General features: G+C 38.5%; 10 protein-coding genes. 4 read left to right on the top strand and 6 right to left on the bottom strand.

The window, feature by feature from the left end:
* Positions 1-117: 117 nt before the first annotated feature.
* On the bottom strand, positions 118-1,449 hold the full coding sequence (xylA, locus tag DHW03_RS09045) for a xylose isomerase (RefSeq protein WP_109925419.1): 1,332 nt from the start codon (positions 1,447-1,449) through the stop codon (positions 118-120).
* 19 nt (positions 1,450-1,468) lie between these two features.
* Complete coding sequence (locus DHW03_RS09040; protein WP_109925418.1) at positions 1,469-2,950, bottom strand: xylulokinase; 1,482 nt, start codon at positions 2,948-2,950, stop codon at positions 1,469-1,471.
* Between the two features lie 149 nt (positions 2,951-3,099).
* On the opposite strand from DHW03_RS09040, the gene DHW03_RS09035 reads away from it, so the two are divergent.
* Positions 3,100-3,435, top strand: coding sequence for a tRNA-binding protein (locus tag DHW03_RS09035; RefSeq protein ID WP_109925417.1), 336 nt, complete (start codon positions 3,100-3,102; stop codon positions 3,433-3,435).
* 493 nt (positions 3,436-3,928) lie between these two features.
* On the opposite strand, the gene DHW03_RS09030 is transcribed toward DHW03_RS09035, so the two are convergent.
* From DHW03_RS09030 to DHW03_RS09020, 3 genes are all read right to left on the bottom strand, one after another.
* Positions 3,929-4,228 (bottom strand): hypothetical protein, encoded by a 300-nt coding sequence (locus tag DHW03_RS09030; RefSeq protein ID WP_109925416.1) that lies wholly within the window; start codon positions 4,226-4,228, stop codon positions 3,929-3,931.
* 307 nt (positions 4,229-4,535) lie between these two features.
* Positions 4,536-6,848, bottom strand: coding sequence for a TonB-dependent receptor (locus tag DHW03_RS09025; protein ID WP_109926003.1), 2,313 nt, complete (start codon positions 6,846-6,848; stop codon positions 4,536-4,538).
* Between the two features lie 132 nt (positions 6,849-6,980).
* Positions 6,981-7,313: a hypothetical protein gene (locus DHW03_RS09020; RefSeq protein ID WP_133248515.1), complete on the bottom strand. Its 333-nt coding sequence runs from the start codon at positions 7,311-7,313 to the stop codon at positions 6,981-6,983.
* Positions 7,314-7,505: 192 nt separating this feature from the next.
* Between DHW03_RS09020 and hisS the strand changes: the two genes are divergently transcribed.
* Positions 7,506-8,897, top strand: coding sequence for a histidine--tRNA ligase (gene hisS, locus DHW03_RS09015; RefSeq protein ID WP_109925414.1), 1,392 nt, complete (start codon positions 7,506-7,508; stop codon positions 8,895-8,897).
* A 166-nt stretch (positions 8,898-9,063) separates the two neighbouring features.
* Here hisS and DHW03_RS09010 read toward each other — a convergent pair whose 3' ends face one another.
* On the bottom strand, positions 9,064-9,705 hold the full coding sequence (locus tag DHW03_RS09010; RefSeq protein ID WP_109925413.1) for a GIN domain-containing protein: 642 nt from the start codon (positions 9,703-9,705) through the stop codon (positions 9,064-9,066).
* 299 nt (positions 9,706-10,004) lie between these two features.
* Between DHW03_RS09010 and DHW03_RS09005 the strand changes: the two genes are divergently transcribed.
* A complete protein-coding gene (locus tag DHW03_RS09005; RefSeq protein ID WP_109925412.1) occupies positions 10,005-12,794 on the top strand; it encodes an outer membrane beta-barrel family protein in 2,790 nt (929 codons plus the stop codon).
* 4 nt (positions 12,795-12,798) lie between these two features.
* Positions 12,799-13,581: a GLPGLI family protein gene (locus DHW03_RS09000; protein WP_109925411.1), complete on the top strand. Its 783-nt coding sequence runs from the start codon at positions 12,799-12,801 to the stop codon at positions 13,579-13,581.
* Positions 13,582-13,785 lie beyond the last annotated feature (204 nt).

Genomic DNA, 13,785 nt, shown 5'->3' with positions numbered 1-13,785 from the left:
ATGTTATTTGGTTTAGAAAGTTAAATGTAGTAAATCAAAAATTATTTTTGCTATTTTTTGAATTAAAAAATGTTAAAGTGACATTTAATAATTTACAACGTATTGAAAACCTAATAATTAGATGTATCTGTTGATGATATTCTCTAGATATTCTTGTTTGCCACTGCGTATTTCTGGCTCACCATTTTCTGCTGCGTAGTTTCTTAAATCTTCTAAGCTTAATTTACCTTGTTCAAATTCAGCACCCTTTCCGCTATCAAAAGAAGCATATCTTTCTGTTCTTATTTTTTTATAATCAGATTTTTGCAGTATTGCATCGGCGGTGATTAAGGCACGTGCAAAAATATCCATCCCACCAACGTGGGCATAAAATAGATCTTGCGGATCGGTAGAGTTGCGTCGGATTTTCGCATCGAAATTTACACCGCCACCCTGCAAACCACCACCTTCTAATAGGATTAACATGGCTTCGGTTAACTCATAAATGTCATTGGGAAACTGATCAGTATCCCACCCGTTTTGGTAATCGCCACGATTGGCATCAATAGAGCCCAGCAAACCATTATCAACTGCCACTTGAAGCTCATGCTGAAAAGTATGTCCCGCTAGTGTTGCATGGTTAACTTCTAAGTTTAATTTAAAATCGGCCAATAAATCGTATTCTTGCAAGAAACCTTTTACCGTTGCGGCATCGTAATCATACTGATGTTTTGAGGGTTCGCATGGTTTAGGTTCGATAAAGAATGTGCCCTTAAAGCCTTGTTTGCGTGCATAATCTTTTGCGGTGTGTAAGAATTTTGCCAAATGCTCTTGCTCTCGTTTCATGTTGGTATTGAGCAAACTCATATAGCCTTCTCTACCTCCCCAAAACACATAATTTTCTCCGCCAAGGGCTATGGTTGCATCTAAAGCGGCTTTAACTTGTGCCGCTCCGTGGGCAAGGACATGAAAATCTGGATTGGTTGAGGCGCCATTCATGTAGCGTTTATGGCTAAATAAATTTGCAGTTCCCCAAAGAAGTTTAACGCCACTATCTGCTTGTTTTTGCTTGGCATATTCTACTAAGGTTTGCAGTCTGTTCTCGTTCTCGGCAATGTTATCGCCATAATCAACCACATCTACATCATGGAAACAATAGTAGGGCAATTGCATTTTCGTTATAAATTCAAAAGCAGCATCCATTTTATCTTTGGCGCGTTCTATAACATCTTTTTTTTCATCCCAAGGAAAAGCATGCGTTGCGCCGCCAAATGGATCTGATCCGTTTCCATTGAAAGAATGCCAGTAGGCACAGGCAAATTTAAAATGGCTGGTCATGGTTTTGCCTGCAACAATTTTCTTTGCATCATACCATCTAAAGGCCAATGGATTATCGCTCCCTAAACCCTCAAATTGGATTTGATTGATGCCCTTAAAAAATTCTTTTGTACCGGTTACTACTTTCGTCATTGTGGTTTATTTTGTGGTTCTACTTGTATAGTGATTGATTTAAAATGGCTTTCCATTCTTGATAAAAGGGTTCATAGGCTTTAGAATTTTTAGGTTCTAAAACTTCCAAAACTTTGTGTTGTGTAAATGCTTCTTTTGCATTTTTGAAAATGCCTGCGCCAATTCCTGCGCCTAGTGCGGCTCCTACACTGCCATCGTTTTCATAAAGCTCTACAGGGATTCCGGTTACATCAACAAAGGTTTGGGCAAATACCTCACTTAAGAATAAATTGGCTTTACCTGCTCTAATTACCGAGGGTTTCATGCCATTTTCCCTCATAATGTCTAAACCATACCTAAAGGAAAATGCTATTCCTTCTTGTACAGCTCTAAAAATATGGGACTGATTGTGGATATTAACATCAATACCCAATAATTGTGCGCCTGTATATTTGTTGTTGAGCATGCGTTCCGCGCCATTTCCAAACGGCAGAACTTTTATACCTCTATTTCCGATAGGTGCTTGAGCGGCTAATAAATTAAGCGCTGTGTATGATGAATTTGGGGAAAAATTGTGTTTTGCCCACCTGTACATACTTCCTGTTCCGTTTATGCAGAGCAATACGCCTGTATGCTTTTGTTCTTTTGAGTACGTTACATGGGCAAAAGTGTTTACCCTTGATTGCGGATCGTAGGTGAGCTTATCGCTTACGCCGTAAATTACGCCTGAAGTTCCTGCTGTTGCAGCAACTTCGCCAGGCGCTAATACATTTAAAGACAAGGCGTTATTTGGCTGATCACCCGATTTGTAAGCAACAGGAATGCCTGCTGTTAAACCTAGAGCCTTGGCAACGGCAGCATCAACATTTCCATGGATTGAAAATAAAGGTTTTACATCTGGAATATGATTATAATCCAATCCATAGTGGCTCATTACTGCTGTAGATATTTCGTCTTTTTTAAAGTCCCAAAAAACACCTTCTGATAATGCAGCTATGCTTGTAGTTACGGCACCAGTAAGTTTCATGGAAATGAAATCGCCGGGTAGCATCATTTTATCAACTGCCTTATAAATTTTTGGCTCGTTAGTTTTTACCCAAGCCAATTTGGATGCGGTAAAATTTCCTGGGGAATTTAAAAGACTTTTTAAAGCCTTTTCACGACCAATAGCGTCGAATGCCTTTTCGCCAAGTGCCACTGCGCGACTGTCGCACCAGATGATGCTGTCGCGTAGCACATGTTGCCTTTTATCTACCAAAACCAAGCCATGCATTTGATAGGCAATGCCAATGGCTTGTACGTCTTTTGGATTAAATAATCCGGTAGCATTTAATTTTAGAATTGCTTGTTGTGTGTTTTGCCACCAATCTTCTGGCGATTGTTCTGCCCAGCCAGGTTTAACGGATTTAATTTCGGTTTCCTGTTCTGGATATTGGGCAGTTGCTACACATTTCTGGGTATTTACATCAACAACTGCAACTTTTATAGACGAGGTGCCTATATCGATACCTAATAAATACATGCCAGGAGATTGATTTAATATTCGGTTATGCAAACGGTGCTTAAATATAGTTGTTAATCTGTACATGGCAAATATTTTAGTGGATTCTACCTTAGAAAAGGTTAAGCCTGTTTCCTGTTTATTTATATTTTTGTTTAAACCTTTATACTATGCAAGACATTACCTGGGCAGATTTCGAAAAAGTTGAGTTAAGAGTGGGTACCATTGTAGAAGCCCTACCATTTCCTGAGGCAAAAAGACCCGCTTATAAATTGAAGGTAGATTTTGGAGCCTTTGGCATAAAGAAGACGAGTGCACAGATTACCAAACATTACAAATTGGAGGAGCTGCCAGGAAAACAGATTGTTGGGGTGGTTAATTTCCCTAAAAAGCAAATCGGCAATTTTATGTCTGAATTTTTGGTGACTGGTTTTGCCGATGAAAATGGAGATATTGTTTTAACTAGTGTCGCCAGCCACGTTCCGAATGGAAGTAAGATGATTTGATTTTAAGGTGCTTCATGGAAACACGAACCACAGTGAACGGAACGATGCTGAAGGAATTTAAAATATTATAATTTGGAAATGAGCGTTTAGGAATACTTGGCGGAGTGTAGCCCCGCTCTGCGCTATATCCCCAATAAAATTGGGGGATGCCGCTTTGATCGGGTTTAAGAACAAAGCAAACCTTTCAAGAAAAACCATAAAATACTGTTATTTAATTTGTTGTTGTACTGCTCATGATGAGGTTAGCAATTTATTCGGTTGGTGTACCCGCATTTAAGGAGATGTTTTTTTGTTTCATGGAAACAGGAACCACAGTGAACGGAACGATGCTGAAGGAATTTAAAATCTTATAATTTGGAAATGAGCGTTCAGGAATACTTGGCGGAGTGTAACCCCGCTCTGCGCTATATCCCCAATAAAATTGGGGGATGCCGCTTTGATCGGGTTTAAGAACAAAGCAAACCTTTCAAGAAAAACCATAAAATACTGTTATTCAATTTGTTGTTATACTGCTCATGATGAGGTTAGCAATTTGTTCGGTTGGTGTACCCGCAACTAAGGAGATGTTTTTTGTTTCGTGAAGACACGAACCACGGCGGTTGGCTTCCATCGTTAACGCAAGCACCTTTGTGCCCAAACCTGATTGAACGGAAAGCCCCAATTTTCCATTGGGCTTGGAGGTAAAGCAGGACTGAAGATGCCAAGCACCACTGAACGTTGCTTTCCAAAAAAAGATTATTTGCCAATTGTCGTTTTTAGTTATTTCTTTTTGTTTCGTGAGGACACGAACCATGGCGGTTGGCTTCCATCGTTAACGCAGGACTGAAGATGCCATGCAACACTGAACGTTGTTTTCCAAAAAAAAATCGCATCTGAGTTATAATGAAACTCTTTAGATTAAGCAATTGTTTTTTGTGTTTCGTGACGATAAACCACAGCGTGAGCTTATTCGGTTGAGACATCAACCACGCCGAAACGTACCAAAAACGAAAGGTTTTTTAAACAATTCAATCAGCATTTTTGGAATAAAAAGCGGGGCCTAAATCTTCCGACTGGCCCCGCAACAATTTTCCAAGAAGGCATCTTGAAAATGATTTTGACTATTTAGCCAGCGTAAAAGGCACATACAAACCGAAGGTGATGTTTCTGCCAGTATTGTAAACGCCCAAGTTTGGATTTTCCTGATCGAAACGGCCTGGTTTAAATCTACTTAGTGCATCGTAATACTTTTGATTTAACAGATTGTTTGCCGATACGGATATTTTGATGGGTTGTTTGCCCACATTTACAGTTGCGCCTATGCCAGCGTTTAATAGGGTATAACCGCTTGTTGGCGTTTCGAAAACGTCATCAACACGGGTTTGTTTAAATGCCGAGTTTATGCCTACGGATAGGTAAGCATCATTTGTTCCTTTTAATTTAGGCTCGAAACGCAACTCGTTTCTCAATGTGCCGGCCGGGATAAATGATAGTGGCTTGCCCAAGGTATTGTTTTGTGCATGAACATAGCCGAAGGTATTTTCGAAATGAATAAAGGAAACTGGGTGAATGGTTAAGCTGGCTTCTGCACCATATAAATTTGCATTAACTTGTCCGTAACGATATATGGCAAAATCTGTTCCATCTACATCTCTAATTTCGCCATTGCTGGCGGCATAGATGTAATTGTGGATGTAGTTGTTGTACACACCAACACTTGCGCTAACAATTTTCCCTTCATATTCCAATGTGGCATCTACTTGATAACTGCGCTCCGGACTCAAATTTGAATTTCCAATTTCGTATCTAAATGTTCCTTCGTGTACTCCATTTGATCCTAATTCGGCAGGGTTTGGTGCCCTGAAAGCAGAACCCGCATTGGCTTTAAAGTTCCATTCCTCGTTAAATTGATGGGTGAAACCTAATGCACCACTTACATTAGAAAACTTATTTTGGAAAGGGGCAAACACTTCTTCTCCATCTTCGATAAGTTGCTTCCCATTATTTTTTCGGAAATCGTAGCGGGCACCCAAGCTAAAGGTGTTGTTATTCCAGTTTTTCTTTGCAAAGGCAAATACCCCAAATCCAAAGGTATCATAAGCGGGAATTAAAAATTCTGAGCCCTTATTTTGGCTATGGGCGTCATCTACACTTAGTCCGAATACGGGCTGCCATCCATTGGTTTCGTGTAGGTAATATTTTAAATCGGCGTTGTAGGTTTTGAGGTCGAAAAACAAGGCTGGATCAGGTCCATCCAACTCACGACGCTGATTTTGCTGATAACCAAAATCGGCTTTCAAATTGCCATTCCCTAAAATAAAGTTGTTGTTTAGAGCAATTTTAAAATGCCTAATGTCTTGCCGTGGGTAGCCTAACGTACGGTTTTTATTATCCTGATCTGTGAAAGCCGCTCCGTCTTCCTTAACGAAGTTTCCGTTCTCATCTAAAGAGGGTTCGTAAAAGCCAATGTTGTTGCGGAAATTGGATACGTTTAAATGGGTGTAACCCCAACTTTTATTTAAGCCTACCATGCCGCTCAAATCTGTTTCGTTAAAACCAGAGTTTGGGAAATAGCCTGTAGGGGTTTTAAAAGAATAGGCATTTTTGTAAGTCCCCCTAGCACGCCAAACAAAACCGTTTTCGTTGCCATTTAACATTAAAGAGTTGGCCGTAAGACCGTTATTGGTAGAGTAATTGGTAATAAATTCGCTTTTTACTTGTCCTTCTGGTGCAGTACTTGGCTCAAGCAGGTTAATTACCCCGCCAAGAGCATCGGAGCCATACATTAAAGAAGCGGCACCACGTAACACTTCTACCCGATCTGATTTAAACTGGTCGATTTCGATTCCATGCTCGTCGCCCCATTGTTGTCCCTGTTGTTTAATTCCATCATCTAAAGTTACTATTCGGTTGTAGCCTAAGCCCCTAATTACGGGTTTGGAGATGGACGGACCAGTGGTGATTTGCGATACACCTGGAATGCGGGTTAGGGCATCAATTAAATTTGTAGAGGGCTGCAAGAGCTGATCTTTACCCACAACGGCAGATGAAGCACTATTTCTTTTGCTTGTACTGCTTATTAAACTGCCTGTGATTACAATCTCTTTGGTTTCAATTGCAGTAGGCTGAAGGGCGAAAGATAGGCTGTTTGCGGATGCAAGATTAATAACCTGAGTAGCCGTTTTATAGCCTACATAATGTACTTCTACCAAATATGAACCTCTTGAAGGCAAATTAGTTAGTGTAAACGCTCCATCGTTATTGGTTTGGGCAGTAACCTTTAAATCGGGTATAAAAATGGTTGCACCTGGTAGAGTTTGCTGGTTACTCGCATCGATAACCTTGCCCTTAATATCTTTTAAAACAGATGCAAACGCAGTACTGCTTAATAATGTATATAGAATTACGAAGCCTATAAGCTGTAATTTTTTCATGATAAAAACAAGAATGATAGAGATTGCCAAAGTAGAGGTCGCGAAAAATGGCAACATCTTTTTAGAATCTCATAAATAAAATAAATTGGTTAATTACAAACGCCCTGAAAGGAGTTTGTTAAACTTAAGAATTTAAGCCAAGGGCGGGCCACGTAAGCAACTACGCTTAATTTCTGTATAGGCGCTTTTTAACACGGGTTCGGTTTGGCCAAATATTTTTACAGAAAGAAATATTTTATAAATGTTGTGTATTTGAACGTAATTTTTTTCAAAACCTGCATTACAAATTAAGCAATTATCGGCATGTGCCTGAACATGGCTAACGTGTTTACAGTTAACTTCTTTAGGTACAGAAGGAATGGTTTGGTGATGATGAAGTAAATTCCAGGGCGTTAAGGCAATGGCAAAAACCATCAGCATGATTGCAGATAATAAACGGTTTATATGTTGCTTATGCTTTTTCAACGTTGCAAAAATAGTAAATAGAAATCGATTGTATAGAATTTGAAAGGTAACATTGCTTTTATAGAGTTTAAAAACAAAAGCCTTGCATCCCGCATCAGCAGTGGCCAATGTTTATAAAGCCGTAAATGCCATAGTTGAAGTTTATGGTTCATGTGATGGATAGCTTTCTGCAATTTTTGTACTTTTGCGCCTATGTCAGTTATTAAACCCTCGTTAGCAAAAGGTACCCGCGATTTTTCGCCTGTGGAAATGGTTAAACGTAACTTTATTTATGATACCATTAAAACGGTTTTCAAAAAATATGGTTATGCAGAAATTCAGACGCCAAGCTTTGAAAACCTATCTACTTTAACAGGTAAATATGGAGATGAAGGGGATAAGCTTATTTTTAAGATTCTGAATAGTGGAGAGTTTTTAAAAGATGCAAAGAAAAAATCGTTCGATTTTGCTGAGGATGACAATAGCAACAAACTGATTCCATTCGTCTCTGAAAAAGCACTTCGTTATGATTTAACAGTTCCATTTGCCCGTTACGTGGTGATGCACCAACACGAAATTGCTTTGCCTTTTAAGCGCTTTCAAGTACAGCCCGTTTGGCGTGCAGATCGCCCACAGAAAGGCAGATACAGGGAGTTTTACCAATGCGATGTAGATGTGGTGGGTTCTGAAAGTTTATTAAACGAAGCAGAATTTATCCTAATTTACAACGAAGCGTTGAGCAAACTGGGCTTAAAAGATTTTAGTATAAAAATCAACAATAGAAAAATCCTTTCTGGCATTGCCGAAATTATTGGCAAACCCGACCTAATTATTGATATGACGGTTGCCATCGATAAACTGGATAAAATCGGATTGGATGGTGTGAGTAAAGAGTTGTTAGAGCGCGGATTTACCGAAGCTGATTTAGAAAAACTGCGACCGGTTATACTTTTAGAAGGCCGCAATGAAGAAAAGTTGGCCAGCTTGAAATCGGTTTTAGCTTCGTCAGAAACGGGATTGAAAGGTGTTGCCGAAATAGAACAAGTTTTTGAATACGTAGATTGTTTATTGGCTTACAGTTTGCCGCTTACGGCCAAATTGGAGCTTGATATCACCTTAGCCAGAGGCTTAAATTACTATACCGGTTGTATTTTCGAAGTTAAAACCAACGAGGTTGCCATGGGCAGTATTGGTGGTGGAGGCCGATATGACGATTTAACCGGAATGTTTGGCTTGAAAGATTTAACTGGAGTAGGCGTTTCTTTTGGTGCAGACCGCATTTACGATGTATTGGAAGAATTAAACCTTTTTCCAACATCAGCTGAAGTGGGAACGAAAGTGCTCATCAGCAATTTTGACTCTACCGCCGAGAAATATGCGCTTCCAATTTTACAACAGTTTAGAACAGCTGGTATTTCGGCAGAATTGTACCCATCATCAGCAAAATTGAAAAAGCAAATGGCTTATGCCGATGCTAAAAAAATTCCTTATGTGGTTTTAATTGGTGGCGATGAGATGGACAGTGGTGCGCTTACTTTAAAGGATATGCAAAGCGGCGAACAGAAGAAGTTGAGTGCCTTGGCAATTTTGGATTTGCTAAAATAATTGCCATTCTAAAATCTGATGTGCCGTACTGGTAAAAACCATCTAGTTCCTAAGGCTTGCGCTGAGTAGATGGCTGACCGAATAACTGTATAAAATTCCTCAAGTTTTGATAAAAAAAAGCGTTACCCTATTTGGATAAGGTAACGCATGACGATATGATGGTTGACTAGAATAGTTGCACCAATAAGTCTGTTTTTAAATCATCGTATCGGGTAGCAGATTTACTGGTTAAATCCTGTTTGGGCAAAGCGCTAATGTTTGTGTTTTGAGCCATAAAATCATCCATTTTTAAATTTGCCAAAGTACCCAGTACCGCGAGGTGATTTTCGGTAGTTCCTTCTAATTTTAAGCGAGCATCATCACCTACTTTTGAGTATAGGCTTACTGTATTTGCATTAATTGTTGCTGATGCCTGATCTTTTAATACAATATTTAAGCTAAGTAAGTTAAATTTTCCAGCAGTGGTAATGGTAGAATTGTTAGAAGCCTCGATAGACGAGAGATTGTTTACATGAGCAATAACGGTTAAAGTTTCTTTTTCAAAAGAACTAATACGAAGCTCAGTTCCTTGTTGTTGTACAAGGGCATTCTTGGCAAAGTATTGGTTATACACCTCAACACTTTCTTTCCCATCCTGTACTAAGATTACTTTTACGTTCCCGCTAATTGTAATTTTATTGATGTTTTTCACTTTGGTTAAAGCAGTGTAGTTTGCATTAATCTCTTTAGCTTTTGCTACAAGGTTGGCAGTGCTCAAAGCAACTATTGTTAAGGCAACTGCGCATAAATGTTGAATAGAATTTTTCATGATCTGAATATTTTATGTGTATAAATCTTTTTTAAATCCTTAATAATTAAGGGGTTTTGTAAATAAGACTTCATCACATCAAAAACGTTTCAGCCGGTTTGTGCCTATTATACCACAAGCTTTTAATTATAGACGAACGCCTGTATTATCTATACAAAAACAGTTACGGCTATGAAGCTAAAAGATGAATTTCAACAGGGGATTTTGAGGGAAATCCGTTTTTTTGTTAAAAAAGGTTAAAGCGCTTGATTAAACTAAAATATTAGTTTTATATTCGTGTCACAAACTTTAATCATCCTATGAAACGACTCTTACTCTCGGTGTGCTTTCTACTCCTGATTTCTACTTTCGTTAAAGCGCAATCCCAGCATACCATTAAAGGCCGAGTGATTGATACGGCCTCGACATCTATTTTGTCGGGCACATCAATCTCGGTTTTAAACGCTAAAGATTCTACATTAGTTAAATTTACAAGGGCTGCAGAAAATGGAACATTTGAACTCACCAACATCAGAAATGGTAAGTTTATTCTTTTGGTTTCCTACCCAAAATATGCCGATTTCGTAGATCACTTCACGTTGGATTCTACAAAACTCATCATTGATTATGGAAAAATAAACTTAACTGGAAAGGCTAAGTTGCTGGCCGATGTAATTATCAAAGGAAATCGGGCTGCAATCAAAATCAAAGGCGATACAACGGAATTTGATCCCCTAGCCTACAACATCGAACCAAATTCGAAAGTTGAAGATTTGATAAAGCAATTTCCAGGAATCCAGATTGATAAAGACGGTAAAATTACTGCCCAAGGCCAAACCGTAACCAAGGTTTTGGTAGATGGCGAAGAATTTTTTGGTGATGACCCCACGCTGGTAACCAAGAACCTTCGTGCAGATATGGTGGATAAAGTGCAGCTGTTTGATAAAAAGAGCGATCAAGCTACCTTTACGGGGATAGATGATGGCGAAAAAAGCAAGACCTTGAACATCAAGCTTAAAGAAGATAAGAAGAACGGTTACTTTGGCAAATTGCAAGGTAGCGTAGGTACCGATAAATACTACGTTGGTCAGGCCATGTTCAACAAGTTTTGGGGCAAAAAGAAATTCTCAGCCTATGGTATTTTAGGGAATAACGGTACGGTTGGATTAGGTTGGGGAGATCGGGATAAGTATAGCGCAGGAGGTGGCCCAGAAGTCGGCGACGATGGAAGTATTTACTTTTTTAATAATGGAAATGATGATTTCGAATCTTACGATGGACAATACAATGGCCAAGGCATTCCGGTAGCCAGAACAGGAGGGTTGCACTTCGACAATAAATGGAACAGCGATAAGGAATCGTTAAATACAAATTATAAAATTGGCTCCATAAGGGTTTCTGGAGATCGCAATACGTTAAACCAAAACAGTTTAGCCGATCGGGTAATCAACACCAATTCAAATCAGTTTTATGATAACGATATGTTTAGGCAAAAGCTGGATGCTACCTATGAAATTAAACTCGATACAACCCTAACCTTAAAAGTTAGTGTGGATGGATCGGTAAAAAACAGCAATACTTTTAATGATTACGGTACCATAGCAACCCGTGGCGATAACAGCTTGCAAAATATTTCAAACCGCACGTTAAACAATAAGGTTGATGATCAGATCTTTAATATAAATGCATTAGTTACTAAGCAACTGAAGAAAAAAGGCAGAACGCTTTCTTTAAACTTAAATCAATCAATAAACGACAGTAAAAGTGATGGTTACTTAAATTCGACTAATGGATTTTACAACTTACAAGGCGTTTTAGATAGTACGCAAACGGTAAACCAATACAAAACCAATAACATCAACAACACATCGTTTAAATCAAATTTGGCTTATACCGAGCCAATAACAAAAACGCTTACGGTAATTGTGAATTATGGTTTGAGCTTGATGAGTGGGGAGTCTGATCGCAGATCATTCAATCAATCTGGAAGTGGTAATTACGATGTGTTCGACCCTGTGTTTAGTAATGATTACGAACTCGATCAGGTAATTAATCAGGGAGGTGCTATCTTTAATTATAAAAATGGAAAAACCATCATCAACTTTGGATCGAAGTTTAGTGGAGTGAATTTTAAGCAATATGATGTGTACAACAATAAAGCTTATACCAGAAATTTTGTAAACTACATGCCACAGGCTTCTTACCAATATCGCTTTTCTCAACAAAAATCGTTAAGAATTGGCTATAACGGAAATACCAACCAACCCTCATTAGATCAAATTCAGCCCATCAGAAGCAATTTAGATCAGCTGAATTTAACGGTGGGGAATCCTGATTTGAAGCCATCTTTTAGAAGTAGCATCAGCGGAAGTTACAGTTCGTACAAGGTTTTAACGGATCAATCCGTTTGGATCAGCGGATCTTATAATTTTACTGCAAATCCAATTATAAGTGATGTAACCACAAGTGCGGGCGGACAAAGTATTTATAGATCGGTAAACTTATCTGATAAAATGCCCGACAACTTCTTTATTTACGGAAGCATAAGCAGAAAAATTTTAGGCATAAGTACAGGCTTAAATTTTAACTCCAATGGCAATACCTCGTATAATTTTATAAATGATGTATTAAATAAAACCAAAAATTATACTTACGGTGGCGGAATAAATATTCAGAAATATAAAGAGAAAAAATATAGTTTCTATGGGAATTTTGGTCCAACTTATAATATTGCCCGAACAACAATCAGAGAATCAGGCAATAGCGACGGTTGGGGATGGAGAGGTTATGTTGGCTTCAATATTCAACTGCCTGGTAAAATCGAAATCAACAGCGATGGCGATTACACCTACAACGGCAAAACACAAACCTTTAACGAAACCTTTGAGCGTTTTATCTGGAATGCATCAGTAGCCAAAAAACTATTTAAAGATAATTTAAGGCTTTCTATTTCTGGAAACGATTTATTAAACCAAAACGTAGGCTTTAGTCGCTCGGCAAGCAGCGGTAACATTACACAAAGCAGTTATACCACCATTCAACGATATTTTATGTTCAACGTATCATGGGATTTCAGCAAAATGGGCGGTGGGGTAAAAAAACAAAATTAGAATTATGAAAACGACTTTAAAATATTTCATCCTATTTGCTGTTACTTTCATCAGCACTAATATTTATGCACAAAATGTTCATTTTGTACAGAATGGTGTAATCGAATTTGAGAAACGATCGAACATGTATGCCATTATTAAAAAGAAAATCAATAAGGAGAACGAAAACTGGTATAATGAGGCATTTGATCAGTATAAAAAGAACAACCCACAGTTTAAAGCTGAGAAAAGCACGCTAAACTTCAATAAGAATCGTAGTTTGTATAAATGGAATGAAACTTCAGAAGTGGCTAACAATAATTGGATCAGTAGAGATCCATTGGCTGATTTAAAAAATACCATTGCAACCAACTTTGATACACAAAGCAGCACCACGCAGAAAAGCGTTTACGAAGCTACCTATTTAGTTAAGGATAGTGTACGTAAAATTAACTGGAAAATTACCGATGAAACGAGAGAAATTGCAGGTTACGAGTGTAGGAGGGCAAATGCACTCATCATGGATTCGATTTATATTGTGGCTTACTACTCAAATCAAATAGCCGTTTCTGGCGGACCAGAATCGTTTACAGGCTTACCGGGTATGATTTTAGGCTTAGCTATGCCGCATGAAAACATTACGTGGTTTGCAACCAAAGTAACGGAGGTAGTTGTTCCAGAAAAGGATTTATTGCCGCCAACCAAGGGTAAGCCTGTTGACAATAAATCGTTAAATGCAATTTTACTTGGCGCTATGGGCGATTGGGGGGAATATGCCAAACCGCAGCTTAAAGCTTTTTCACTGTAGTCACAAACATCAGTTTATATCTAGGTCAATGGTAAATGAGGTTCTAATATTGGCCGAAATCATGTTTATCCAACGGCATTTACTTCGAACCATCAATTATTGATTTGGTTTCATGTCTGCGTGCATTGAAAATATCTTTCAGTTGATGTTACAATGAGCTGTAGCGATTAAACCTATTTATGCAATCGTTGCCGTTATCGTTTG

Source organism: Pedobacter yonginensis, assembly GCF_003173595.1.
Lineage (GTDB): Bacteria > Bacteroidota > Bacteroidia > Sphingobacteriales > Sphingobacteriaceae > Pedobacter > Pedobacter yonginense.
Note: the sequence above shows the minus strand (reverse complement) of the source record. Positions and strands in the feature narration are given on the sequence as shown.